Genomic DNA, 23,531 nt, shown 5'->3' on the forward strand with positions numbered 1-23,531 from the left:
GAGCTTATGCTGCAACGCTGGCGCCTGATCCTGGGTGAGCCGGGCGGCAACTGCGCCCGACTCACCGGCGACATGGCCGGCCGCGATGCCGCGCTGTCGTGGCTATACGGACGCGACGACGAGCTGGCGGCCCGCGGCGCCCGGCCGTCAGGTGAACGCGCCGGAGGTGACGCTGAGTCGCTCGTTGACACCGTGGAGTGGATCAACGAGGTACACCGGCTCTTTCCCCGCGACACGGTCGAACGTCTGGAACGAGACGCCTTGGAGCGCTATCAGATCCAAGAGATCGTGACCAATCCCGACGTGCTTGCCCGCGCCCGCCCCAACCAGACCCTGCTGCGCGCCGTGCTGCGAACGAAACATCTGATGAACCAGGACGTGCTCGACATGGCCCGCAAGCTCGTAGCGGCCGTCGTGCAGGATCTCGTCGACAAGCTGTCCGTCGAAGTGCGGGAGGCATTTTCGGGCCCGCGACTACGCCGGCGTAGCATCCGCGGCAGCTCACGGGATCTGGATGTGCGTGCCACCATCCGGCGCAACCTGCGTCACTACGACACCAAGCACCAGCGCATCGTGATCGAACGGCCGCTGTTCACCTCTCGCAGTCGGCGCCATCTCGAGAAGTGGCAGATCATCATGCTGGTCGATCAGTCCGGTTCGATGCTCGGATCTGTCATCCACTCCGCGGTCACCGCGAGCTGCCTGTGGAACCTTCCTGGGGTCAAGACTCATCTCGTCGCCTTCGACACCTCGATCGTCGACCTCACCAGGGATCTCACCGACCCGGTGGAGCTGCTGATGAAGGTGCAGCTGGGTGGCGGCACCGACATCGCCAAGGCCGTGAGCTACGGTGCGGGGCTTATCGAAAACCCGCAGCGCACCATCTTCGTGCTCATCAGCGACCTGTTCGAGGGCGGGGACCCTCGAAACTTCACCGGACAACTGCGTGCCCTGGTCGAGCAGGGCAGCAAGGTGTTCGCACTGTCCGCGCTCGATGAGAACGCCGAGCCGTCCTACGACCGCGCGGTCGGGCAGCTGCTGGCCTCCTTCGGCGTAGAGGTTGGCGCCCTCACGCCCGGGCATCTGGTCGACTTCCTCGCCGAATGCCTGACCCCGCATGGCTGAAAAACCGTGCCGTCCAGATCTGGACATCATCACCGAGGCGGCGCTCATTGGGCTGACGAATAAGGGCCTGGTGAAACGTGCGCAGCGCGAACTGGATTCAGAGACACCACCGGAAATATCACAGGCACCTGACGGCGCCGTCACCGCCCGCTGGCACGACGGAAACGTCTCGACGCTGGCGGTGGACCGAGCCCTCACACAGGCCGACTGCACCTGCGGGGCAACCACACTGTGCCGGCACCGCATCGGCCTGGTACTCGGATACCAGCGGGCCGCCCAGGACACAGAAGATGCCACGGCGGGTTCCGACTGGTCACCCGCGATGTTCACCGACGCCGAACTGGCCGCAGCGTTCGGTGCGGCCACCATGAAGGCCGCCGAGCGGCGCCGCGCCGCCGGCTATCCGGCGACAGTTCGGCGCGGTCAACCACCCACGGTAGAGTTTCCCTCCAGCACAGTTCGTTTCATGATTCCCGAACATCTCGACTTCGCCCTCACCGATGCAGACAAGCAGGCGTCCGCGGTGACCGTTGTGCTGGCGGTATGGGCGTTCCGCCTCGCGGACGCGATCGATCCCGGCACAACGCGCGTAGAGATCGAGGTCGCATCAACCGCCGAGCGAGACGACAAGCCCACCGCGGAAGCCTACGATCTCGCCGTAGAGCTGTTGCGCTCCGGAACTGTCAACGTCACCGACGTGCTGTCGGGGAAGCTCGATCGGACCGCGGCAGACCTCGACCGCGACAACATCCGATGGCTTGCCGACACATTGCAGGACCTGCATACTCAATTCAGCGCGTATCGCACCCGCCACGCCGCATTCTCTGATCTGCGGGTGGCCGAGCTGTTAGCCGAGGTGCATGCTCGCAGTCTGGCATCCAGCAGCCCACGCCTGACCCGGGCACAGATCCTGGGCACCGGTGAAAAGGCGTCCACCCGAATCCGGTTGACCCGTCTCACCGCGCTCGGCGCGCGTCTCACCCGAATGGACGACGCGGTATCGGCGACGGTCTATCTGGTGGGCGACTCGATCCCGATGGTCATCCATCGCAGCTGGCCCGTCGACGACGATCCGGGCTTCGCCGGCGAGGTGGTGGGACGGAGGCGCATCGCGGGCACCACCCTGGAACGGCTCGCCAGTTCTTCGGTGGTGACCGAGTCCGCGGTGCGGCACGCCAATTGCGGACTCGAACTCACCCGCTCGGCCGTGGCCAAGACATCCGTGCTCCCGCTGGGCCGGGCCTGGGAATCGCTGCCCGATCATCTGGCCCACCACGAATTTTCCCTCCTAGAACGCGAAATCACCTCACAACCACCTCGATTCGTCAGGCCGCGGATCGAGGCCGAGTTCGTCAGGGTGTTCGCGGTGCACCGGGTGGTGTCCATGTCCTACTCCCCCGGCGATCAGCGCTTGGTGGCCGAGGTTGTCGACGCTCACGACGGCAGAGCACTCATCGCCGACGAATATCGCTCAGTGGCACCGGGAGCCCTCGATGCCCTGCACCGCGCCTTGAGCATGATCAGAGAACAAGCCCAACCGGTATTTCTCAGCGGGATCGCGCGACGCTCACACGGGCGCCTGATCGTGGAACCACTGGCCGCCCTGTTGGGCACCGAGGTGTCCGTGTTCGATTTCGCGCCGGCCATAACTCGTGCACTGCCGGAGCATCACGACGTTCCCCCCGATCCGCTGCACCGCTCGGTGCTGGCAGCACAGTCGCTGTTGTCCCAGATCGCGCACACCGGGCTGGACCACTGCCGTGCCGGCATACATCAGCAAATACATTCCTGTGCAGATGGACTCACAAATACGGGATTCCATCAAACAGCCTCGGCGCTGCGCCAATTCGGCAATGCCCTGAGCTCCGCAGACAGCATCGAAGCATCAAATCACTGGTTCGCCGCGACGATCCGGGTGCTGGCGATACTGGAACAGCTCTGAGTACAGGGCGTGGCTGCCTCCCACGTGGTGTGCGACCCGCCAGAAATCGAGCCCGAAAATGCTCCGCGCATCCGTGGCGAGTAGGGGGCGGTGACTGCAGGTCTGCGCCAGCGTCTGCAACGATTCCTGTATGTGGGGACGAAAGTTGGTAGATAAGGCCCACCCCCACCGCACGAACAACCTTGCCGCACTGTGTAGGTCGGCCGTCAGCGGCGGCTTCTACTGTCTGGCAATCTACTCACCAAGCACGATCACCGAATGGACCGACTACGACGATTCCGCCCTATGTCCCAAGTGTGGAATCGATAGCGTGCTCGCCGAGAACTCGGGGTCTCCGATTACAGCCTTCCTCACGAGGATGCACGCACGCTGGGCCGGAACCGCCCATCGGTTCGACGGCGATCAGAGCTGACGCACACGCGTTGCAACGTACTGGAAGCTGTCCTGTCGTCTCTGCTCGTAGTCGAACTCGACGCGCTCCCCTTCGTTGAGCATCCGGAAGCCCCCGCCCTCGATCATTGTGTAGTGCGCGAACGCATCTAGCCCATCGGGCAGCTCAGGCGACGTGATCGCGCCCCAGCCCCTCTCAGGATTGAAGAACTTCACAATGCCTTGCGCCATATCCCTAGCATGGCTGCCAGCGTCGATCGCATCAACCTGGAAGTTTGCTAGGTTACTGACCGTGACGGACGATCGCGGCGACTTGTCGGCATACTGGCGGCTCAAGTTCGACTTTTATGACCGCTACGGCACGAGATTCACCCCGCAGGCAGTTGCCGCAGCGAAAGCGAGGCCTTTCGCGGTCAGAATGCGTTCCTATTTCAACCTGCCGGCCCTGTTCTTTGGACCCGTCTACTTCGTTGTCAAAGGCATGTGGCGTAAGGCCATAACAGTGATGCTGTTTAGCCTACTTCTGGGAGCGGTTGTGTACCTGGCGTTCCCAGCGCTGGGTTTTGGTGGATTTAGCACCAATGGTGTGGTGTACATGATCCTTGCAGGCCCTGCCTACTACCGTCACCGAGTTATCGGCAGCCGATCATGGAATCCGTTCGATGGGATCGGATGGCGCTTCAATCGCGAGATGCGCGAAGACTGGACGCTACGTCGCAAGTAGGTCACACAAGTCAGGCGACCCGAGTCCGCCCGCACCACTACCCGCGGTCCCCAGTCCTGGCCTTGTGGTCATTGCATGGCTGGCACGCCGCACGCAGGTTCCTCGGGTCGAATGCCAGATCGGGCCGGCGCGATGCGGGCTGCTCCTTGTCCACCACAGTCGCTCGACCCGTGCAGATGCCCTCGTACTGGATGCGGCAGCGGTAGCGGCCTCGGTCCAAGATCTTCGGGACCAGCTCGCGCCGGGCGCTGACGCGTCACCTCACTGGAAGCTGCGCGTGGTCCGCTCCACGCCTGCGTGTGCCCAGGGCAATAGCGTGTGAAGCGGATCAAGTTGGGGCATCCGGACACTGGGCACGGACGCGGAGCGCGGGGCATAACGGCGATCTAGGCCACGAACAGGTACGGCACACGGCATACGGTTAATGTTTGCCCATGGGCGACTGCTTCCAGAAGATCGGCGACCTTGATGCGAGCGCCGAAGAAGCTCCGGCGCTGGCCGAATCGGTTCGTCACTGGCTCATCGCCGAAGGTGTGGTTTCTGGTGATCTCACGGATCGCCTGTTGAGCGGGCCGGGGCACCCGCCCGGACCAAACTGGGCGGCAGCTGTCAATGCGCCAGATCGAACCGATGGCCGATGGACTGCCCTGTGGACCAATGGGTTACACATCAAGGTGAGCCCTATGGTCTATTGGGCCATGGAGCCTGAGGATCCAGGTTGTCCTCAATGCGGGACCCAGCAACGATTCGATGAGTTCAAGGGATTAGACGAGTGGACCCCGGGCGTGGGCTTGGGCGTAAACGACGAATACCTCTGCCCAATGTGCATGAGGCCCAGCTCCGTCAACGAGTGGTTGTCGAGCATCGGGCGGGGCATTGGACATCTATGCCTGGAATTTTGGAACTGGCCCCCACTGAGCGAGGAATTCCAGAAAGAACTGATCCAACGTCTTGGCGGTCACAAGATCCTCTATCTCGGTGGCAAGCTCTAGTGCTCACGCAGATGTTGCCCGCCTGGCACTCACGCACTAACTAGCGCAATATGGAGAGACGTTCAGCAAAGTGGCGGCCAGGCTCAGGGAGGAGCTTCTGTGGGGATTGCACTGATGGTGCTGGCACTGATAGCAGTGTTACTCGGATGCTTCGGCTGGCAGTTGGCCCGCAAAGCGGTCCACAGGGATGCGCGTCGCACGCCGGAAGTCAGTAAGCCGCACCAACCTACAGCGTCACGATCTGAGAATTCCAGGCCGCGGGTCCCTACACCGCGACGCCGCGGTCCTTCAGCCAATTCGCCTGGACATGGCCGAGGATCCGGGACCGGCACGGGATCATTCGGCTACTTCGGCGGATTCGGCGGCGACAGTGGCGGTAGCGGTGGGTACTGCGACAGCGGCGGATTCAGCGACGGCGGCGGTGGATGCGACGGCGGCGGGGGCGGCTGAACGCGGCCGGAGTTCCGGTCGGCTTCGCCCTATTCCGAAACTCTCCGTGCAGCACGCCCAGCAACAACTCCGGCGATGATTATGACCGCTACCGTTGCTGCGACCCAAAGCCACATGGTGAGCATGGTTGCCACACCACTTAGGGCAGCAATGTCAGCGGCGGCCGCAACGGGCGCGAGCAGCCACATCACCGGCAATGCCGCACGATGGCCAGCCCGCCAAGCCTTCTCGCTCGCCATTGTGGACGGAATCCGGATGCCCGCCGTTTGATTGCGCACCAAACGACCGGTCGCCGCACGCGCCGTCACAGAAATAACGACGAAGGCCAGCGCGATGGAAACAATCAGCTGAATGCCAAGAGTGAACGTGTCGGACATGCCAGCAACGATAACTGCGAGCCCGAGCAGCCAGCACCGTTCAGTGCTGTGTCCTCAACGCCGGGGTTGCCTGCGTACATCGCCTAACGGACGCCCAGACGCAACCCGGCCCTTACCTCCGCTGTATCGGCGTATACCCCCTCGGACCGATCCAAACGGCACCAACACTCGCTCATTCGCCGACTGCTCTTGGGCTACCCATTGCTCTACGCGGTGCAGCGGAACTGTCGCACGGCGACCGCCATCGACTGGTTCAATCTCGGCGTAGCTGAACGGCGCCCAACGTACCGCCCGCACGACGTACTTCATACGTCGACGACCCGGCAGAATCCGCACGAACGTGTTCCCAGGAACCACAGTCATCGTCCGCTCCTCGCTGACGGCCTACCGAAGCCGAGGCTACTCCCCTTGTGCGTGCTCATAAACCCTGTATTCGCGCGCAAAACGCACGGGCGGCCAGCAGTCCTGCCGCGATCGCGGGTACGTCGTCGGCGGCGAATGGGAGCGCGGTCCCCACGACCGTGACCTGGTCACCGGTGGGCGGGCGGCGCATGCGGATCTCGGCGGGCGCCCACGGGCGGGACACGCACCCGTATAGGTGCCGTACTCGTCTCGTTCCACAGCTGGCAGCTCCAGAAGCTCGTAGCCGCGCTCCCTCAGGCCAGTTGGGAGGTTGCCCCGTACAAGGGGAGCGTCAGATCGCGCGGATCGGTCGCGCCGAGAGGCTTGGAAACGTTGTGGCGGTTCGTCTCTGGCTGGAATGGTTCGGTGCGCATTACAGATCTCCTCTGCTGGGGTTAATTGGGCTCGGGCGGACGCGGTTTCATCAGAGCGCGGCCCTCGTAGGGAGTCGGTGCTCGGTCATGCGGGAAACGGCCACAAGTTGGTAATTCCGTTCGGGCAGAGTTCGTTTGTGGCAGGGGTATATACGCTGCTGACCCCCAGCACTACCGCAGCTGCTGCCGCTAGCACCGCCATCCCGATGGCCAGAAGCACTGACCAGTCGCGCTGCACGAGGGACACCGTCAGCGCGAACAGGACTCCGGTGACCGCCGTTGTTCCGACTAGAATTGATGGTGCGGCGATCAAAAATTGCAGGCCATCGCCCACATTTGACTCGACACCGCATTCCTGCCGCATTGCGTCTACGACTCTCACCACCACAACCAGACTGAGAAGCCCAAGCACCCCGCTAATCGAGGCGCCTACGGCGACCTTTTGATCCTTGAGCATCTAGGTGTAGCCAACTTTCAATGGCACTGTGTCGGCTTCATTCTGGCCAGAACCGCTCACGTACCGGCCATCGGTGAACAGCGGCGCCGACGCCAGCGAAATCGGCACGGCGCAGACCAGAGCCGGAGCCGACAAGGCGCCCTGTGTCATCATCTCGCCGGAGCAACGCTCGTAGAGTCGTCACTGACCGCACCAAATCGCGGTAGTTAGAAACCGCTGTCGGACATCGAATTGATCGTTTGTTCTCTGACACATCGCCTCCCCCGGTCAAAGCGAAACTTCAGGCTGATGACACTACTCTCAGATCCAGATGCATGTCTACGTGGATAGCAAACATATAACATTGCAGCGGATGCGTTGAGAGTCGATACTGTCCGCAGTGGCGACGGTGCCCTAGCTCCTCGCCGAGTTCAGTTCAGTTTCGAACGTCGCCACCACACCGCCCGGCGGCGGGGTTTGTTTTCTAGGTGAAGAGCTGTGACGGTTATGAGGGGACGTCCCCAGCGGGTGAGAATCTCATTTGCGATGGCGACCGTCTCTATCGCGTCAGCGCCATCGATGTTGGCGGCCATCAAGCCACCGGGCACACTGTCAGTGTCCAGCAAAGCACGCCAGTCTCTTGACGTCATTGAAAGATACTCCAGTGCGGGAAAGCTGTTGACTTGCATAGGTTCTGCCAGCCTGCTGTAACTGGCATCTATTGTGCGGACGCTCGAGTGATCTAGCAGTGGACCCAGATCGACTGCGGTGTCAGAAATTCCGAGGCACACTACTTCGAGATCGTCGCGGGCGGCGGCATCTTCAATCGCCACCCGATTCAAGTAAACCTTGACCGCGTCTCTGACTGGTCCGGTGGGTGGACACAATCGCTGATGAACCAGCAGATCTGTGAACGAGTCGCTGACAAGCTCTGCGCCGGTGTTCAATTCGTGATCGAGGAAGATCACCTGTCCATAGTGGCCGTTTTCAGCCGGTGCCAGATCAGCGCAATAAACATTGCCTGCGCCGTCGGTACCTACCGGAAACCACAAGGCCGTGCCTGCTAGCGGCTGGATTCTGCCATTGGGGTCAGGCGCTAGTGTCTCGGTTGCGCCGTATTTCCATGCTGAGAGCCGGTTTTCCGGAAGGTACGCCTGCCTGTAGGGTCCGTCACCCAGCGGGATGATGTCCATGCCGTAGAAGTCGCCGGCGTCCGGATCTTCGTTGAGGACGAGTTCTCCGCTTCCGGCCGTCAGATACAGCGCACGTATTTCTTCTGGCAGGGCGATGCCGAGCCTGGACTCAACAGCCAGAATTTCTTCCTGCGTGGCGGGTTGGGCACCGGGGATCTTGCGTGCAGCCAGCGCGGCCAACGCGCTGGGATCTGTGCCCGGGGCGGGCGCAGCACGCGGGCATCGCTCCGCTTGGCGCCGATACGGCGCCGGAAGCGCGCCGTCATCACGGACGAGGTCTCCCACGATGTCGCCGCCAAGCCCGTAGGACACGTTCTGGGGTAGTTCGACCAGGTGAACCTCCCGAAGTCCGGCGCGGCTTGCACGCAGAACCGCGCCGAATTGCTTGTCAAGGCCTTGATGGATGCGGAATGCGGCTTCGCGAAAGTAGTCGGTAGCTGGGGAGTTCGTGGGGTTGGCGCCGTCGTAGGTGAATGACCATCCAAAGCTGTGTTCGGCGAAAGTAATGGCGCCCTCAACCAGGTTGATCCGCGGCGAGGCGTCCTGAAGCATGGCGTCGAGCGTTGGCAACCAAGTTTGGATATCGCGGGGCACCGTCACGGCCAGAGCCTAGGCCACAACCTGATCATCGACACCCGGGACGGTCACTGCCAGATCGGCGATCATGCCACGTAGGGACTGACTCTGTGCTGCGATGTCTCTATGGCTGCTGTGCCGCCCGATGCCGTGACGCAGCGAGCCGCGCTGCGCAGTGCGGTCGCCGACACGATCGCGCCCCAGACTCAAACCAACCTGCTCATCGGCACCTGGAATCTGCGGGCCTTTAGCGGTCTGAGTCCAACCTGGCAGGCCGGGGCAGGTGATTCACCTAAACGTGACTGGCGGGCCGTCACGTTCATCGCCGAAGTAATCCGGCGCTGCGATGTCGTGGCGCTGCAAGAGATCCGCCGCGATCCGACCGCTTTGCGCTTCCTGCTGAAAACCCTTGGGCCGCAATGGCGAGTCATCGTCTCCGACGTCACCGAAGGCGAGGCCGGAAACGGTGAACGGTTGGCCTTCGTCTACAACACCGAACGGGTCCAACCATCCGGACTCGTAGGCGAACTCGTCCTACCTGCAGTGAGCGATCAGCCGGTACGCCAGTTCGCCCGCTCCCCCTACGCTGCCAGCTTCCAGCGCGGCGACACCGAGTTCATCTTGCCCCTGACTCCTCCACTTTGGAGGGAGTTAGGGGGCGCCGTCGACCACGGTGGACCGCGGCCGTGGGACTGTGCCGCGTAACCCTGCGGTGGGTCCGTTCCCAAGACACGCGGGCACGGAGTTAACGCCGGACCGGCACTTCGCGTCACCAGCTCCATGCCGGCCCGATGCTTTGCTGCATGCCTATACTCACCTTGTGAGGCTCCGGTTAGAGATTGCTCCGTGGTGGGTGCACTTGGTGTTGTACTCCCAGTTGGCACTCGGAGTGCTGGCAGTGGCCTTCTGGGATGGAGAGCTGTCCACCACCAAAGTCGCTGTGAGCGGCTCCGTTTCGGCCGTGCTGGGAGTGTGGTTCGCGCTGGCTGGCCGCAAGCGGGCGACTTTCGTTCGCGAGACCCTTAGCGCGGTGGATCCAGAGCGTCGAGCCGAAGCGTTCAATGCACCTCTATTCGGCCCGATCCCCACCGATCCAGCCGTACTGCGCGCCGCGGCAGCGCTGGCGCAACCCAATCTCGGCAGCACGCCGACCAAGTGGATGGCTGTCTATGCCGCCTTGCTGATCCTGACCAATCTGAACGCACAACCCAAGGTTGGTGACATATTGATGGTCGCCTTCTTTTCCGCGATGGGGGTCTACACCTGGATCAGCCCGATCCGCTTGGACGCTCGCGCTCAACTACTCATCCAAGCCACCAAACGGCAGGAGATCGCCGACGGCCACAACGACGGCTCACCCATAACCAAGCCGCTGCGGGTACAGCGATGAATCTCCGAACGAACGTCGCCTCGGGGCTCTCGATGCTGCCTATTGATTGGTCGTGTGCAGGTTGCGGAGTCGACACCGACAATGTCGATGGGCGGGGTCACGACGAGTACTACATGCTGCATCACGATCTCTGGCTTGCGATCAATCCCAACGATGCTGGCCACCTGTGCATCGGATGCGTCGAAAGTCGACTGGGTCGACGGCTAATTCGCGCGGACTTCACCGATGCACCCGTCAACACCAACCCGCGAAGGGCAACCGCGAGGTTGACGTCGCGTCTCGCACATCCGAATTAGGGCTGGACCACACGTCATCCCGCAGTTCGGGCGGTAGGGCGGTCGCGGGGCGCCGGGTACATGGTGTGTCGCCCCGCCCATCCAGTCGCGGATATGCCGCACAGCGGCCCGGAACTTGGTGCGGAAGGTGTCTCGCTCCAACTCGACTGCCCGCAGCCGGGTTTCTAGATCGCGAACCTTGCGCGAGGTCAACGCTTGCCACGCAGCGAGGATCGCAGCAACGGCAACACCAACGGCTTGGATTATTTCGGGTGCCACACGGCCGACCCGCCACCCCCCGCAAGCCATGGCGATCGACGCTCTAGCCGTGAACCGCCTCCGTCGCATCCGCACCAAGGCGTAATATCCGCTGATCAATTTCAGACCTGGGGAGGGATCCATGGGCGGTGCCACCGAACCACAAGAGCTCGGGATTGACGAATCCCCGGGAAAATCCGTACGCCCAGCTACCGCAGTCATGATCGGTTTCACAGGTGCGATTGTGATCGCTGCCATCGGTATAGGCGCCTTCATGTTGTACTCCCACCTGACGACGCCCCGCTCATTCACCATCAACGGCAGCATCACGATCTACGACGACAACGTCTCGGTCCCACCCGGCTCCAGCTGCCGCGGCATCGGCGGTTATCGAGACATCGGGCCAGGAACCGCCGTCACAGTGTCCGACGAGTCAGGAACTCTGCTCGCTAAATCACAACTACAGTCCGGCACCAGCGCGCAAGGTACATGCTCACTTCCGTTCGAAATCCCCGATGTGCCAACCGGAAAAAAGTTCTACAAGGTAGAAGCCTCGCATCGTGGCGAGGTCAACTACACCGAGTCAGAAGCAAGGCGAGGCATCACCCTCCAGATCGGACAAGACGCGGACCGTTCAAACCCGACCGTGTCATCGCGACCCCCGAGCACAACGACCACCGCACCCGCTCCATTGGCCACACCCCTTTATCCAGGCGCAAGCGGAATGGTGTACATATCCACCAAATCGGGCGCAACGCGTTGCCAGATAAGCGAATTCGAAGTCGACTGCCAGAGCCGGTTTCAGAATGCACCTCACGTGGACGGGTACCCTGCGAACGGTATCCGCTTTACCTCTAGTGGTACACGGCAATGGGTTTCCGGCGACTTGGGTGATATCCACCCGGTCACTCTCGACTACAGCACCTACAGCGCCATGTCATGGACGATAGAGGCCACAGCTTCAGGCACCACCTTCACTAACACGACAACTGGCCACGGTGTGTTCGTGAGCGTCGAAAAAGTCTCATCGTGGTGAGAGCTTCCAACTTCGCCGCGCAACTGTAGGCTTCCCTCACGGTTGGGGCGACCACTTATGGAGGGGATCCCGAATGGCTGATGCGCCGAGACTGTTCGCAGTATGGAAACTAGCCATTGCGATTCTCGTGTTCGCGGGACTGTCCGTGGTCCTCGCGCCGCAATCATCCGCCGATGAGGCGGGATTCATCGCCGCGATTGAATCGCTCGATCACTATGCGACCACCTGCGCAGGGTGCGCTCAGGACGCGATCAACGTTGGATATCGCGCATGCCGGGGCTTCGATACCGGCGGTACCGCGGCCGCGATCAACGCCGTGAAGAACGCCTACGACCGCGATGACAACAGCGCCGAGTACTACGCGACGCTGTTCGCCCAGTACGCAGCAGTCCAACTGTGCCCGCAACACCAAGGGAAGATCGGACCGATCTAGACCGTCAGAGTCTTTCTGCTATGAAAGTTGTACGTTGCGAACAGGGGTGACGATGATCGAGGGGACCAAATTGGCGGAGACACGCTGGCGTTCCGCTAACACGTTCCGCGGAGTGCGACCACAAAGAATCGCAGCGGCACTAGCAGTAACAGCACTGCTCTCCGGCTGCAACCCGTCGGCAAATGCCCCGTCCGAGACATCAACCAATTCGGGAGCTTCCGTGCGGGGTGACAGCAGCGAAAGATGGAATCCATTCGCAGACAAAGGATTAGCAAGGATTGCTGTCGACTTGCTCATCAACGGCCTTTCACGATCTCAATCGATCGACTCATACCTATCCGATGCGCTACTCGCGAAGGTTCGAGCTCTACCGGAGGCGGAGGCCCGAAACTATCTCCGGAACATGATCTTTCGGGACGGCATGGAGCCGAACCTATCAAGCATCAAAACAACGCTGGACCTCAATCGGGGAGAGCCCAGCTACATCGAAAGTGTCGCCTACTACGACCGCGACATACGCCCAGGCCTTAACCACGAGAACGTCCGGATAACCATGCTCTTCGAAGACGGAGCGTGGCACGTTGATGGATGGACTCGGTGGAGTTAACTGGGCAGATGGAGCCGATTGAGCGATTGACGTCGGTGGTGACGCCGCCGAGCGGATTGTGGAACTACGTAATCGATTGGCAAGCGGCCGAATCGGCGTTGGGGGTAGGCCTGCCCGACGATTACAAGTTGATCGTTGAGCTCTACCAGTGGGGCGGCTTTGATGATGACTTGGGGATATGGGTGCCGCCTGAAATGGCACCGCATCCCGGTGCTGACATAGTGAAGCGTGGCCCTGAGATCGGCGGGGAGGTAGAGCGTGACTGGACCTATCTGGAGTACAACCCATGGATGCTTCCGGGGGCGACAACGGTCAACGCCTCCGACCTCGGATTAGCAAGGCCAGTGAAAGCGCTGGGGTGGGGCGGAGACAGTAGCGGCGCCACAGGCTATTGGCTCATCACCGGCGCAGATCCAAATAGGTGGCCCGTCCTGTATGCGTGGTGGCGCGGAGCAACCTATCAACTACATCCCGCAGGGCTAGCAGCGTTCCTAACCACCAAGTGTTCTGGCGAATACGGCGACGACTGGAACGCAAGCTCATTCACCAGTTGGACGTGACTGCGGTTGGCGACGATCTTCCACTCTCCGAGGCCGCAAGGCCCATCGAGATCTACGGTGACGCCATCGACACCGAAGGCAACTAGGTGGGAGGAGTGCAGCTATTCCCGCACGAAGGCCTGCTCGCGATCCTAGAGGTCAACTCCATCGGACGGCCCAAGCTGGCGCTCCCGCCGCTGGACATGATCAGGTGGCAGCGCTGCCCCGGGCCACCGACCGACCTTTACTAGCTAAGTTGGTCGCGGGTTGTGCGTCTTTGGCCAGGAGCTCGCAGCGGGCGCTAAGCGAGACCCACGACTAACCGATTATGACGCTAGAGCGCCTCGCAGCCCGTCCTGATAAGGTTTGCTATAGAGATATACTGCGCTAGTGGACCTTGGATTCAAGCTTGCTCGCTGGTGGCTGCGCTGGCCCGTCTACTCCACACTGCTTTTCCTTGTATTGCTAGCACTGAGTTGGGATGGCAAAACGCACGCAAGCTGGCTGATCACGCTTACATCCATTGCCGCGGTTGTGGGTTTTGTGGCCGCCCTAGCCGACAGGAAGGACAGCTTCGTCGCACGCGAAGTGGTGAAAGACTTATCGCCACAACAGCGTTCACAAGCTGTGCGCGCCACTCGCACTGGTCCGGTCCCCGCAGATCCAGCCACATTGCACGCAGCTGCACGGCTCGCTCAGCCCAATCTCGGCAAAAAGGGAGACCCCTGCGGACTCATGATGGTGGGAATCTTTTCAGCGATCAGCTTCGACAATCTGAATCGGATCAACATGCTCGGCCTCCTCTGTCTCGCCGCGATAGGCACCTATCAAATGACCAATCCCGCCCGGCTCGATGCACGAGCCCAACTACTGGACCAAGCCACCAAACAGACAGAGCTCGACCCCGCCTGATCACAACGCAGGAACGCGCATTTACCCCGAGACCGAGGGGTTGTCGTAGCGGGCGCCGAGGGGGTTGGTGCTGAGCAGTCCGATCACGATCCACATGACGTAGTTGATCAGCGGAATGAAGTTCACCAAGTACAGCCAGCCGGACATGTTCGCATCGTGTAGGCGGCGCACCGACACAGCGATCGTCGGGAGACAGAACCCCAGCACAACCAAGAGGAACACAATGCCGAAAACGCCTGCGGCCGTATCCCCGTCGACAAGGTTCGCGAAGATGATTGCCAGTGCGCACAATGCCACGAGGACGAGGACATAGGCGAGTATCGACCACCAGTACTCGCTCTGCGAGGCCCGCCCCGAGAATTTCGCGTAGCTGCGGAAGAACCTGCTCACGGCCTGACCGAAAGTAGCGCCGTACAACGGCAGGGACAGGTCCCGCGGATCATGAGCACCTGGATTCGGCTGCGGCCACATGACGCCCGGCGCCGGATACCCCGGCGGCGGGTAGGGCTGCCCCGCGTACTGCGGGGTGCCCTGCGGCTGCCCGTGCCCATAGCCGAGACGGTCACCGTCTCCAGGCTCCGCTTCCCATTGCCCCCCGTAGGGCGGTTGTCCATATGTCATCCCGATTCCTCCCTCAAAAGTCGCCCAAGCGGCGACTCGTGTGTGACGTCGACGTGCGACGTAGCGGCAGCCTACAACCACTCCACGTTTGCCACGGGAGACACTCACGCAACCGACACCATCGATTCTCATCCCTTTGGCCACTGGCCCGTGTCGCGTTCTCACTGCGGAAAAGCGCTCTGCCGTGGCAGATTAATTTCAGAAGTGCCAGCTGCCTTCGGGTTTGAGAACGAAGCCATGATCAGGTCGGGGTGGGTCGAACTGTTCGCCGGACACGATGCAGGCGGTCTGGCTACTGTCGTCGACGCCGCACGAGATTTCGTCGTAGACGATTTTGCTGCCTGCTGGCAGCGGCCGGTAGCTAGCCGGATCTACGGGTTTGTCGTGCCAGCCATCTGAATCGAGGACCTGATAGGTCTCAGGTTTATTCAGATCGATCTGGGTCCATGTTCCCCGGCCGGAGGTGTCTGCGCGGACCGCATTAACGCCCGCGATTCCTGGCAGGTTCCCTGTGCAGCCTGCCGAGGACCAGCCTCCGCGACCGTTCTTGATGAGTGCACAGTGCAAGCCGTCTGGCGTACTGAACCGTACCCCAGCGTTCCCATAACCGAATGGAGCAAAGTAGATCGAGGCGTCCACCGCGCGGTACGGGGCGAGGTTCGGAAAGTTGGGATCAGCGCCCGCGCGTGGTGCCGCCACCACCGATAGCGCAACAGCTGCTACAAGAAGCCACCGCAATGCTTTGCTCATCGGCCCAGACTAGCGACCGCGGCGGCCTCGCTGGCCTGGCTCCTGGTTAGAAAGTCCAGCTACCGCTTTCGGACAGCACGAACCCGTGCGTCTGTGGGGGTTGATCAGGTGATTTTGCGTCGATTTTGCAGACCAGCAGGTATCCAGGTGGTGAGCCGCAGATATGGGCACTTACCTCATAATTGGGCCTTAGTGGCAGCGCATGGCCAGCGGGTAGCGGGCGATAGAAGTGTTGCTGATCCGGTTCCGGCACCTCGTTTGGCGCACTGCTCATCTGCGAATTCCCGGTGTGGTTGAGCATCTCCCAATACACCGCCACATAGTTTTCTCCGCTCGGCACACCCGGAAGCCGACCCGCGCAGCTGCTGTGATTGGTGAACCGTGAGTAGCTCATCGCACACCACACGTCCGGCGCGGCACGAAACGCAACGCTATAGGTGCCAGCAACGTGGAAGTCGGCTGCCGCATCGCGGGGCAGAGTACTCAGGTCGGGGATTTCCGGCTCGCTTGCAGCTATCGGCGTGCCAACTAGAAGTGAGGCAACCAGCGCAATTCCGCCGAGGGATGCTTTCGCAACGCTGAGCAACATGATTAATGACGATACCCGATGCACCGATCTTAGCGCTGCACAACGAAGTACAGCTGATTGCGCCTCGGATCTGAGGGCCAGAGCTATCATCGTAACGATGCGATCCTGCGCCTGATCGGAGGTGTGAATCTATGACGGAAGTTGTCTTCTCAGCTACCGTATCTACTCTCCGCCGGCTATCCCAAGAAACAGCTAGACCCCCTTATCCACGGGTGTGGGGGGTCTGCGCAGATAACAGTACACCGACCAGCGCCAGCGCAACCAGCCCTTTTGTGATGCTGCAACGTTTCCCAGCTGCTAGCTGATCGGCAGGTTCTGATTGATGCCCGAGCTCAGACGATCCGCCAATCGCTGAGTACGTCGTTTCGCTGTGCTGGTGTTGATCGGTGAATCAGTGAAGTCGGCGGCGGTCAGACTTCTGCCGAGGCGCTCTTCGACACAAGCGATACAAAGGTGCCCATCGATATCCGGATTCGCTTGTGCCCACACATCGTTTTGCAGCATGTAGTACTCATCGACAGTAGACATGTCGAGACCGCAACAAAGGCAGCGCCAGTCGCAGACAAACAGCTCCCATCGATACACGATTCTGGAGCCGCCCCGAAGATAGACATCGCGGCCGCCGAAGGTGTGTGCACCACGCGAACGACGGCGGTGCCGTGTTCGACCAGACACACGTTTACGGCCTGCTCGACTTCCAGCATCGTCTGTAGAACGCTCCGTGACGATGAGGTCGCGGCGGTCGCCGAGCCGGAGTCCGCAAAACTGCTCACGTCGAGCACCGGCAGCAACGACTCCAGCTCTTTCGTCACGTTGAAGGTGGTAGGCGCCGTTGCGTAGTGGCCATCCATCCTGGGATACCGCCCGTTGGGCAGCTTGTGAATGTTGCTGAGCTGTCGTGCCCCGTGCCCCACGGCGTGCCCCATACGTGCCCCACCGGGTGCCCAAACCTGCTCATCGAGCGCAAAAGTTGCTTGGGCCGTCACTTTGAAAAGAAGCAGGCCAGGGAGTATTTTCCCTGGCCTGCGACCTAACGTAAAAAGCCTATAGCATACAGGAGACGCAGCCCTCGACCTCGGTGCCTTCCAGCGCCATCTGCCGTAGCCGGATGTAGTACAGCGTCTTGATTCCCTTGCGCCAGGCGTAGATCTGCGCCTTGTTTACGTCACGCGTGCTGGCGGTGTCCTTGAAGAACAGTGTCAGCGACAGGCCCTGGTCCACGTGCTGAGTGGCCGCGGCGTAGGTGTCGATGATCTTCTCGTAACCGATCTCGTACGCGTCCTGGTAGTACTCCAGGTTGTCGTTCGTCAGGTACGGCGCCGGGTAGTACGCCCGGCCGATCTTGCCTTCCTTACGGATCTCGATCTTCGAGGCCACCGGGTGGATCGACGACGTCGAGTGGTTGATGTAGGAGATCGATCCGGTCGGCGGCACCGCCTGCAGGTTCTGGTTGTAGATGCCGTGCTGCTGCACCGACTCCTTCAGCCGCAGCCAATCTTCCTGTACCGGAATGCGAATCCCTGCATCGGCGAACAGCTGGCGCACCTTCTCGGTCTTCGGCTCCCACACCTGCTCGGTGTACTTGTCGAAGAACTCGCCGCTGGCGTACTTCGACTTCTCGAAGCCGCCGAACGCCTTGCCGCGCTCGACCGCGATGCGGTTCGATGCCTTCAGTGCGTGGTAGAGCACCGTGTAAAAGTAGATGTTGGTGAAGTCCACACCCTCTTCGGAGCCGTAGAAGATGCGCTCGCGCGCCAGGTAGCCGTGCAGGTTCATCTGCCCCAGGCCGATGGCGTGAGAATCGTTATTGCCCTGCTCGATTGAGGGCACCGACCAGATGTGCGTCTGATCCGATACCGCGGTCAGCGCGCGGATCGACACCTCGATGGTCTGCGCGAAGTCCGGTGAGTCCATCGTCTTGGCGATGTTCAGCGAGCCCAGGTTGCACGAAATGTCCTTGCCCACCTTGGCGTAGGACAGATCGTCGTTGAACAGCGAGGGCGTCGACACCTGCAGGATTTCCGAGCACAGGTTCGAGTGGGTGATCTTGCCTTCGATCGGGTTGGCCCGGTTCACGGTGTCCTCGTACATGATGTACGGGTAGCCCGACTCGAACTGCAGCTCGGCGAGGGTCTGGAAGAATTCGCGCGCCTTGATCTTCGTCTTGCGAATCTGGCCGTTATCGACCATCTCGTAATACTTTTCGGTGACGTTGATGTCGGCGAACGGCACCCCGTAGGTGCGCTCGACGTCGTAGGGCGAGAACAGGTACATGTCCTCGTTCTTCTTGGCCAGCTCGAAGGTGATGTCCGGGATCACCACACCCAGCGAGAGCGTCTTGATGCGGATCTTCTCGTCGGCGTTCTCGCGCTTGGTGTCCAGGAAGCGGTAGATGTCCGGGTGGTGCGCGTGCAAGTACACCGCACCGGCACCCTGGCGGGCACCGAGCTGATTGGCATAGGAGAACGAGTCCTCCAACAGCTTCATGATCGGGATGACGCCCGAGCTCTGGTTCTCGATGTTCTTGATCGGTGCACCATGCTCACGAATGTTGGTGAGCAGCAAGGCCACACCGCCACCGCGCTTGGACAGCTGCAGCGCCGAGTTGATGGAACGCCCGATGGACTCCATGTTGTCCTCGATGCGCAGCAGGAAGCAGGACACCGGCTCGCCGCGCTGCTTCTTGCCCGAGTTGAGGAACGTCGGGGTTGCCGGCTGGAAGCGTCCGTCGATGATCTCGTCGACGAGCTTCTCGGCCAGTTGCAGATCACCGGAGGCCAGCGTCAGCGCGACCATGACCACGCGATCTTCAAAGCGCTCCAGGTAGCGCTTTCCATCAAAGGTCTTCAGCGTGTAGGAGGTGTAGTACTTGAACGCGCCGAGGAAGGTCGGAAACCGGAACTTCTTGGCGTAGGCCCGATCCAGCAGCGACTTCACAAAGTTGCGTGAGTACTGGTCGAGCACCTCGCGCTCGTAGTACTCCTTCTCGATCAGGTAGTCGAGCTTTTCGTCCTGATTGTGGAAGAAGACCGTGTTCTGGTTGACGTGCTGCAGGAAGTACTGCCGAGCCGCGGCGGCGTCCTTGTCGAACTGGATCTTGCCGTCGGCGTCATACAGATTGAGCATGGCGTTGAGGGCGTGATAGTCCAGCTCGCCGTGAGCCGAGCCGTGCGCAGAGGTCACAGGTTCTGCAGTTGTCGCGGTTGGCGCCACGGTGTGTCCTTCCAGAATTCGTCGAGTCCAGCCAGCACCTGCTGCACGTCTTCAGCGGTGCCCATGAGTTCAAAGCGGTACAGATATGGCACGTCACACTTGGCTGAGATGACCTTGCCCGCGTAGCAGTACTCCGCGCCGAAATTGGTGTTGCCGGCCGCGATGACCCCGCGGATCAAAGACCGGTTGTGTTCGTTGTTGAGGAACTTGATGACTTGCTTGGGGACATACCCCGCGGCCTGACCGGGCACCGGGTGCCCGCCGCCATAGGTCGGCAGGATCAGGACATAGGGGTCGTCAACCTGGATATCGCCACGCAGCGGGATCCGGGTGGCGGGAACCCCCAGCTTCTGGACGAAGCGGTGGGTGTTCTCCGACACGCTGGAGAAATAGACCAGATGGGCCATGCCCGGCTCCCGTACTACTTACTACTTATTAGGCAGAGACTGCGACTGCGCCCGCGAGCGCCTTGATGCGGTCCGGGCGGAAACCCGACCAGTGATCGTCACCGGCCACCACCACGGGCGCCTGCAGGTAGCCGAGTGCCATCACGTAATCGCGCGCCTCGGGGACCTCGGTGATGTCCACGACGTTGTACTCGATGCCCTGCTTGTCGAGGGCCTTGTACGTCGCGTTGCACTGTACGCAGGCGGGCTTGGTGTAGACGGTGATGCTCATGCGTAGCTCCTCAGCGAATCGATCGTAGACATCTCAACAAAGTTTTCAGCAGTCCAGCACCCGGGAAAATTCCACGCCGCCCGTGGTGGCTGAGCGCCGGGATCGGCCAGAAGATCTGGCGAAAATCCGGGCCGGGCGGCCCGGAGTGGTTCCCGGCCTTTCGGTGTTCCAGACACTACACCTAGTGTCCGACAATCGGAACCCATACAAGATGTTCTGAACAACATTCGTGAAATTCCCTGGTCGTGAGACCTGACACCCCTGAAATTCCGGCGTGTCGTAACCAGGGCGTGTCCGGGCCCTCCGAGATGGCTGGAACATATGTGGTGTCTACCACCGGGCACCGACACCGGCTAGCAGATCGCCCACCGCCGGGCAAACCTTTTCGCCTGGCGAGTCTGTGGAAACTGTGAAGTTCTGTGGACGAATCTGGGGACAGATCGCGATCTAGCGCAAGAGTCCCACGTCGGCGGCGGCCCCGCCCGCAGAAGTGGTACCCCGGTACCCGGTCGGAACGGACACCGATATGTTCGCCGGACCGGAGCGTCCTCGGCCGCGTTCCGCAGCTTCAGGACCTAGCGGGCACGCACCCTAAGCTCCCACGCATGGAACCGAGCCCCCGCAGAGTGTTCATGGCCAGCGCAATCGGGTCGGCCATCGAGTTCTACGACTTCTATATCTACGGAACGGCGGCCGCGCTCGTCTTCCCCGCGGTGTTCTTCCCGAATCTCAGCCATTCTCTGGCGCTCTTCGCGTCCATCGCCACCTTCAGCACCGCGTTTCTGGCACGCCCCCTCGGTGCCGCGCTGTTCGGTCACTACGGAGACCGCTTCAGCCGCAAGGGCACCCTGGTGGTCACCCTGATCACCATGGGACTCGCCACCATGGCGGTAGGCCTGGTTCCCGGCGCCGCCTCGATCGGGGCCGCCGCACCCACGGCCATCGTTTTACTGCGCCTCGTGCAGGGCCTCGCGGTCGGCGGCGAATGGAGCGGGGCGGCACTGCTGTCCTCCGAATACTCGCCAAGCCGCGATCGTGGTCGCGCCGCGACCGCTGTGCCGATTGGCAGCTCGACAGGGCTATTGCTCAGCAGCCTGGTGTTCCTTGTCGTCAGTGTCACCGTCGGGGAAGACAGCCCCGCATTCCTGTCGTGGGGATGGCGCATACCCTTCATCGCCAGCGGGCTCCTGGTGGCGGTCGGCCTGTACATCCGGCTCCACGTGGCCGAGACACCCGAATTCGTGAACGCGAAGGCTCAAAACAAGCTGGTCAAATCACCTCTGCGGCATGTGCTTACGGAGAGCCCTCGCACGCTGGCGCTCACCTGCGGGACGATGCTGATCATTTTCACGCTGTCCTTCATGACCAACACCTACTTCCCTGGATTCGCCCGATCCGAGTTGCATTTCTCCCGCGCGGCCATCCTGACCGCGGGCGCGCTCGGGGCGGTGGTGCTCATGGTGTCCGCCGCGGTCGGCGGAATCCTCAGCGACCGATTTGGCCGGCGGCGGGTGATATTGACCGGCATGGGGCTGATACTTCCGTGGACGTTACTGGTCACTCCCCTGTTGAGCAGCGGACCGTTCTGGGCCTACCTCGCCGCGATGGCGATCACCTACGTGCTGTTCGGCCTCGCATTCGGGCCGATGGCGAGCTTCCTTCCGGAGTCCTATCCCGTGGGCACCCGCTACAGCGGCACCGGGGTGGCGTTCAACGTGGCCGGCGTCTTCGGAGGCGCCATCCCGCCGTTGATCGCGGGCCCGCTGCAGAACGCTCTGGGCAACTGGGCTGTCGGGCTGATGCTGCTGGTGATTTGTGCGATCAGCGTCGCGTCCGTCTCCGCGATGAAAGAAACCTGGGCCGGATCCAGAAGCTGAATCGTCTACGGGCCGAAGACAAAGGCGGTCATGCCCGGCACGGCGCCGGGCATGACCGCCAGTGGTGCCTTTGCGAATTAATCGTTGACGGACGTCAATGCGTCCAGGGCCTTGGTCAGCTCGGCGACCGTCTCGGCGTGCTCCCGCGGATGCTTGCCGTCGAAGGCCGAGGACGGCACGGCCACCTTGATGTCGTCAAGGACATTGGCGGTCGCGATGGACGCCACCTTCCGGGTGTCGTCAATCGCCCAGATACCGCCGTACCTTCCGGCCGATGTTCCGATCACCACGGTGGGCTTGCCCTTGAACACGCTGCTGCCGAACGGACGGGACAGCCAGTCGAGCGCGTTCTTCAGCGCACTGGAGACGGTGCCGTTGTTCTCGGGGCTGACCAGCAGGACCGCATCGGCATCGGCCACAGCGGCACGCAACGACTCCACGGATGCGGGCGCGTTGTCGCCGTCGATGTCCTCGTTGTAATGCGGCAGGTCGGCCAGGCCCTCGAAGATATTGACGCTCACACCGGCCGGCGCACTCTCAGCGGCGGCCTCGGCGAGCTGCCGATTGAGCGATGCCTTACGCAGGCTTCCGACGATTGCCAGCACGTTCTTCTCTGCCACTTTCTCGGCCATGGGGAACACCTTTCATCAGAGCGGCGCGTTTGTCGCACCTACATCCTGCTTCTCTGTCACCTTTTACAATACGGACCGTGGTCCGTTTGATTCCCAGCGGCTAGTATTGAGGCGTTATGCCTGGTCAAGAAATACCCCTGCTTTCTGTCGACCTTGCGCAGAATCCCACCCGGGAGCGTGCCGTCGCCACTCGCAACCGGGTTCGCCTGCTGGAAGCCGCACGTCAGATCCTGGACGAGGTCGGCCCGGAGAGCATGTCCATGGATGCCGTCGCCAACGCGGCAGGCGTTGGCAAGGGAACCCTCTTTCGCCGATTCGGCAGCCGCACCGGGCTGCTGCTGGCCCTGCTGGACCACGAAGAACACATCGAGCAGCAGGCTTTCATGTTCGGGCCACCGCCGCTGGGACCGGATGCGCCCCCACTGACCCGGCTCATCGCGTTCGGGCGCGCCCGACTCGCCTTCCTGGAACGGCACCTCGACCTCGCGCGCGCCACCACTGCCGACGCCGACGCCTGGCACAAAGCACCGCCGACGATGCTCGTCCGCACACATATCCGGTCACTGCTGGCCCAGCTCGAATGCACCGGCGATCTCGATGCACAGACCCACGCCCTGATGTCGATCATCGATCCCGGCTACGTGCACTTCGCCACCGTCTCCAACGGCCAGTCATTAGCTCAGCTCGGCGACGCGTGGCAGGACCTGGTGTGCAAGGTGTGCGCACGCTGATCCGGCGTT

The 23,531-nt window shown here is 61.7% G+C and carries 26 protein-coding genes and 1 pseudogene; 14 read left to right on the forward strand and 13 right to left on the reverse strand.

The features are described 5' to 3' along the window. The first annotated feature begins 6 nt into the window (after window positions 1-6). Both AOT83_RS22250 and AOT83_RS22255 read left to right on the forward strand, forming a co-directional pair. Window positions 7-1,125, forward strand: a complete 1,119-nt coding sequence (locus AOT83_RS22250; RefSeq protein WP_057964319.1) for a VWA domain-containing protein — start codon at window positions 7-9, stop codon at window positions 1,123-1,125. After that, a complete protein-coding gene (locus AOT83_RS22255) occupies window positions 1,118-3,067 on the forward strand; it encodes a hypothetical protein (protein ID WP_057964256.1) in 1,950 nt (649 codons plus the stop codon). Before AOT83_RS22250 ends, AOT83_RS22255 begins: the two co-directional genes overlap by 8 nt. A 402-nt stretch (window positions 3,068-3,469) precedes the next feature. On the opposite strand, the gene AOT83_RS22265 is transcribed toward AOT83_RS22255, so the two are convergent. Beyond that, the gene (locus AOT83_RS22265) at window positions 3,470-3,688 is read right to left on the reverse strand and encodes a cold shock domain-containing protein (RefSeq protein ID WP_057964257.1); all 219 of its coding nucleotides are present in this window, start codon (window positions 3,686-3,688) and stop codon (window positions 3,470-3,472) included. Window positions 3,689-3,749: 61 nt separating this feature from the next. Between AOT83_RS22265 and AOT83_RS22270 the strand changes: the two genes are divergently transcribed. After that, window positions 3,750-4,181: a DUF2628 domain-containing protein gene (locus tag AOT83_RS22270; protein WP_234797698.1), complete on the forward strand. Its 432-nt coding sequence runs from the start codon at window positions 3,750-3,752 to the stop codon at window positions 4,179-4,181. Between the two features lie 434 nt (window positions 4,182-4,615). Continuing rightward, the gene (locus AOT83_RS28250; RefSeq protein WP_057964258.1) at window positions 4,616-5,173 is read left to right on the forward strand and encodes a hypothetical protein; all 558 of its coding nucleotides are present in this window, start codon (window positions 4,616-4,618) and stop codon (window positions 5,171-5,173) included. 479 nt (window positions 5,174-5,652) lie between these two features. On the opposite strand, the gene AOT83_RS22280 is transcribed toward AOT83_RS28250, so the two are convergent. After that, complete coding sequence (locus tag AOT83_RS22280; RefSeq protein ID WP_057964259.1) at window positions 5,653-6,000, reverse strand: SdpI family protein; 348 nt, start codon at window positions 5,998-6,000, stop codon at window positions 5,653-5,655. Between the two features lie 418 nt (window positions 6,001-6,418). Then, complete coding sequence (locus AOT83_RS27940) at window positions 6,419-6,586, reverse strand: hypothetical protein (RefSeq protein WP_165592893.1); 168 nt, start codon at window positions 6,584-6,586, stop codon at window positions 6,419-6,421. Window positions 6,587-7,261: 675 nt separating this feature from the next. Here AOT83_RS27940 and AOT83_RS27945 point away from each other — a divergent pair. Beyond that, complete coding sequence (locus AOT83_RS27945; RefSeq protein ID WP_157858374.1) at window positions 7,262-7,408, forward strand: hypothetical protein; 147 nt, start codon at window positions 7,262-7,264, stop codon at window positions 7,406-7,408. 235 nt (window positions 7,409-7,643) lie between these two features. Here AOT83_RS27945 and AOT83_RS22290 read toward each other — a convergent pair whose 3' ends face one another. Next, window positions 7,644-9,005 carry an SMI1/KNR4 family protein gene (locus tag AOT83_RS22290; RefSeq protein ID WP_057964261.1) on the reverse strand — a complete coding sequence of 454 codons (1,362 nt, stop codon included), beginning with the start codon at window positions 9,003-9,005 and terminating at the stop codon, window positions 7,644-7,646. A 102-nt stretch (window positions 9,006-9,107) separates the two neighbouring features. Here AOT83_RS22290 and AOT83_RS22295 point away from each other — a divergent pair, with 102 nt between their 5' ends. Both AOT83_RS22295 and AOT83_RS22300 read left to right on the forward strand, forming a co-directional pair. Further along, window positions 9,108-9,686: a hypothetical protein gene (locus tag AOT83_RS22295; RefSeq protein ID WP_057964262.1), complete on the forward strand. Its 579-nt coding sequence runs from the start codon at window positions 9,108-9,110 to the stop codon at window positions 9,684-9,686. Between the two features lie 115 nt (window positions 9,687-9,801). After that, the gene (locus tag AOT83_RS22300) at window positions 9,802-10,371 is read left to right on the forward strand and encodes a hypothetical protein (protein WP_234797697.1); all 570 of its coding nucleotides are present in this window, start codon (window positions 9,802-9,804) and stop codon (window positions 10,369-10,371) included. A gap of 306 nt (window positions 10,372-10,677) precedes the next feature. Here the strand turns inward: AOT83_RS22300 and AOT83_RS28255 are convergent. Then, a pseudogene (locus tag AOT83_RS28255) lies at window positions 10,678-10,925 on the reverse strand (hypothetical protein); the annotation flags it as partial. 121 nt (window positions 10,926-11,046) lie between these two features. On the opposite strand from AOT83_RS28255, the gene AOT83_RS27495 reads away from it, so the two are divergent. The 5 genes from AOT83_RS27495 to AOT83_RS22330 all read left to right on the forward strand — a co-directional run bounded on the left by AOT83_RS27495 (window position 11,047) and on the right by AOT83_RS22330 (window position 14,431). Then, window positions 11,047-11,940 (forward strand): hypothetical protein, encoded by an 894-nt coding sequence (locus AOT83_RS27495; protein WP_057964264.1) that lies wholly within the window; start codon window positions 11,047-11,049, stop codon window positions 11,938-11,940. A 73-nt stretch (window positions 11,941-12,013) separates the two neighbouring features. Continuing rightward, window positions 12,014-12,373 (forward strand): DUF732 domain-containing protein, encoded by a 360-nt coding sequence (locus AOT83_RS22315; RefSeq protein ID WP_081343793.1) that lies wholly within the window; start codon window positions 12,014-12,016, stop codon window positions 12,371-12,373. Between the two features lie 615 nt (window positions 12,374-12,988). Then, window positions 12,989-13,540: an SMI1/KNR4 family protein gene (locus AOT83_RS22325; RefSeq protein ID WP_131726933.1), complete on the forward strand. Its 552-nt coding sequence runs from the start codon at window positions 12,989-12,991 to the stop codon at window positions 13,538-13,540. Between the two features lie 95 nt (window positions 13,541-13,635). Then, window positions 13,636-13,770 carry a hypothetical protein gene (locus tag AOT83_RS28370; RefSeq protein ID WP_267888687.1) on the forward strand — a complete coding sequence of 45 codons (135 nt, stop codon included), beginning with the start codon at window positions 13,636-13,638 and terminating at the stop codon, window positions 13,768-13,770. Window positions 13,771-13,909: 139 nt separating this feature from the next. Beyond that, window positions 13,910-14,431: a hypothetical protein gene (locus AOT83_RS22330; RefSeq protein WP_057964267.1), complete on the forward strand. Its 522-nt coding sequence runs from the start codon at window positions 13,910-13,912 to the stop codon at window positions 14,429-14,431. A gap of 21 nt (window positions 14,432-14,452) precedes the next feature. Here AOT83_RS22330 and AOT83_RS22335 read toward each other — a convergent pair whose 3' ends face one another. The 7 genes from AOT83_RS22335 to AOT83_RS22360 form a co-directional block, all read right to left on the reverse strand. After that, window positions 14,453-15,052 carry a DUF805 domain-containing protein gene (locus AOT83_RS22335; RefSeq protein ID WP_234797696.1) on the reverse strand — a complete coding sequence of 200 codons (600 nt, stop codon included), beginning with the start codon at window positions 15,050-15,052 and terminating at the stop codon, window positions 14,453-14,455. Between the two features lie 198 nt (window positions 15,053-15,250). Continuing rightward, on the reverse strand, window positions 15,251-15,802 hold the full coding sequence (locus tag AOT83_RS22340; RefSeq protein ID WP_070943209.1) for a hypothetical protein: 552 nt from the start codon (window positions 15,800-15,802) through the stop codon (window positions 15,251-15,253). A gap of 46 nt (window positions 15,803-15,848) precedes the next feature. Continuing rightward, window positions 15,849-16,391, reverse strand: coding sequence for a hypothetical protein (locus AOT83_RS27670; RefSeq protein WP_131726934.1), 543 nt, complete (start codon window positions 16,389-16,391; stop codon window positions 15,849-15,851). Between the two features lie 297 nt (window positions 16,392-16,688). Then, window positions 16,689-16,919: a hypothetical protein gene (locus tag AOT83_RS22345; RefSeq protein WP_057964270.1), complete on the reverse strand. Its 231-nt coding sequence runs from the start codon at window positions 16,917-16,919 to the stop codon at window positions 16,689-16,691. A gap of 516 nt (window positions 16,920-17,435) precedes the next feature. Beyond that, window positions 17,436-19,517, reverse strand: a complete 2,082-nt coding sequence (gene nrdE, locus AOT83_RS22350; protein ID WP_044105330.1) for a class 1b ribonucleoside-diphosphate reductase subunit alpha — start codon at window positions 19,515-19,517, stop codon at window positions 17,436-17,438. A gap of 53 nt (window positions 19,518-19,570) precedes the next feature. Then, the gene (gene nrdI, locus AOT83_RS22355; RefSeq protein ID WP_030097076.1) at window positions 19,571-20,011 is read right to left on the reverse strand and encodes a class Ib ribonucleoside-diphosphate reductase assembly flavoprotein NrdI; all 441 of its coding nucleotides are present in this window, start codon (window positions 20,009-20,011) and stop codon (window positions 19,571-19,573) included. Window positions 20,012-20,039: 28 nt separating this feature from the next. Beyond that, on the reverse strand, window positions 20,040-20,282 hold the full coding sequence (locus AOT83_RS22360) for a redoxin NrdH (RefSeq protein ID WP_005056596.1): 243 nt from the start codon (window positions 20,280-20,282) through the stop codon (window positions 20,040-20,042). Window positions 20,283-20,887: 605 nt separating this feature from the next. On the opposite strand from AOT83_RS22360, the gene AOT83_RS22365 reads away from it, so the two are divergent. Next, on the forward strand, window positions 20,888-22,159 hold the full coding sequence (locus AOT83_RS22365; RefSeq protein WP_057964272.1) for an MFS transporter: 1,272 nt from the start codon (window positions 20,888-20,890) through the stop codon (window positions 22,157-22,159). 77 nt (window positions 22,160-22,236) lie between these two features. On the opposite strand, the gene AOT83_RS22370 is transcribed toward AOT83_RS22365, so the two are convergent. After that, window positions 22,237-22,791 carry an NADPH-dependent FMN reductase gene (locus AOT83_RS22370; protein WP_044105234.1) on the reverse strand — a complete coding sequence of 185 codons (555 nt, stop codon included), beginning with the start codon at window positions 22,789-22,791 and terminating at the stop codon, window positions 22,237-22,239. A gap of 116 nt (window positions 22,792-22,907) precedes the next feature. On the opposite strand from AOT83_RS22370, the gene AOT83_RS22375 reads away from it, so the two are divergent. Beyond that, window positions 22,908-23,522, forward strand: coding sequence for a TetR/AcrR family transcriptional regulator (locus AOT83_RS22375; protein ID WP_030097073.1), 615 nt, complete (start codon window positions 22,908-22,910; stop codon window positions 23,520-23,522). The last annotated feature ends 9 nt before the right edge of the window (window positions 23,523-23,531 follow it).

This window comes from Mycobacteroides sp. H001, from assembly GCF_001440005.1.
Lineage (GTDB): Bacteria > Actinomycetota > Actinomycetes > Mycobacteriales > Mycobacteriaceae > Mycobacterium > Mycobacterium gwanakae.

Excerpts from the sequence above, each read along its gene's own strand:
- AOT83_RS22265 (WP_057964257.1), bottom strand. The coding sequence starts at position 3,688 with ATGGCGCAAGGCATTGTGAAGTTCTTCAATCCTGAGAGGGGCTGGGGC.
- AOT83_RS28250 (WP_057964258.1), top strand. The coding sequence starts at position 4,616 with ATGGGCGACTGCTTCCAGAAGATCGGCGACCTTGATGCGAGCGCCGAA.
- AOT83_RS22255 (WP_057964256.1), top strand. The coding sequence starts at position 1,118 with ATGGCTGAAAAACCGTGCCGTCCAGATCTGGACATCATCACCGAGGCG.
- AOT83_RS22365 (WP_057964272.1), top strand. The coding sequence starts at position 20,888 with ATGGAACCGAGCCCCCGCAGAGTGTTCATGGCCAGCGCAATCGGGTCG.
- AOT83_RS22340 (WP_070943209.1), bottom strand. The coding sequence starts at position 15,802 with ATGAGCAAAGCATTGCGGTGGCTTCTTGTAGCAGCTGTTGCGCTATCG.
- AOT83_RS27670 (WP_131726934.1), bottom strand. The coding sequence starts at position 16,391 with ATGTTGCTCAGCGTTGCGAAAGCATCCCTCGGCGGAATTGCGCTGGTT.
- AOT83_RS22325 (WP_131726933.1), top strand. The coding sequence starts at position 12,989 with ATGGAGCCGATTGAGCGATTGACGTCGGTGGTGACGCCGCCGAGCGGA.
- AOT83_RS22375 (WP_030097073.1), top strand. The coding sequence starts at position 22,908 with ATGCCTGGTCAAGAAATACCCCTGCTTTCTGTCGACCTTGCGCAGAAT.
- AOT83_RS27495 (WP_057964264.1), top strand. The coding sequence starts at position 11,047 with ATGGGCGGTGCCACCGAACCACAAGAGCTCGGGATTGACGAATCCCCG.
- AOT83_RS22335 (WP_234797696.1), bottom strand. The coding sequence starts at position 15,052 with ATGACATATGGACAACCGCCCTACGGGGGGCAATGGGAAGCGGAGCCT.
- nrdI (WP_030097076.1), bottom strand. The coding sequence starts at position 20,011 with ATGGCCCATCTGGTCTATTTCTCCAGCGTGTCGGAGAACACCCACCGC.
- AOT83_RS22370 (WP_044105234.1), bottom strand. The coding sequence starts at position 22,791 with ATGGCCGAGAAAGTGGCAGAGAAGAACGTGCTGGCAATCGTCGGAAGC.
- AOT83_RS22280 (WP_057964259.1), bottom strand. The coding sequence starts at position 6,000 with ATGTCCGACACGTTCACTCTTGGCATTCAGCTGATTGTTTCCATCGCG.
- AOT83_RS22295 (WP_057964262.1), top strand. The coding sequence starts at position 9,108 with ATGGCTGCTGTGCCGCCCGATGCCGTGACGCAGCGAGCCGCGCTGCGC.
- AOT83_RS22345 (WP_057964270.1), bottom strand. The coding sequence starts at position 16,919 with ATGTCTACTGTCGATGAGTACTACATGCTGCAAAACGATGTGTGGGCA.
- nrdE (WP_044105330.1), bottom strand. The coding sequence starts at position 19,517 with ATGCTCAATCTGTATGACGCCGACGGCAAGATCCAGTTCGACAAGGAC.
- AOT83_RS22315 (WP_081343793.1), top strand. The coding sequence starts at position 12,014 with ATGGCTGATGCGCCGAGACTGTTCGCAGTATGGAAACTAGCCATTGCG.
- AOT83_RS22250 (WP_057964319.1), top strand. The coding sequence starts at position 7 with ATGCTGCAACGCTGGCGCCTGATCCTGGGTGAGCCGGGCGGCAACTGC.
- AOT83_RS22360 (WP_005056596.1), bottom strand. The coding sequence starts at position 20,282 with ATGAGCATCACCGTCTACACCAAGCCCGCCTGCGTACAGTGCAACGCG.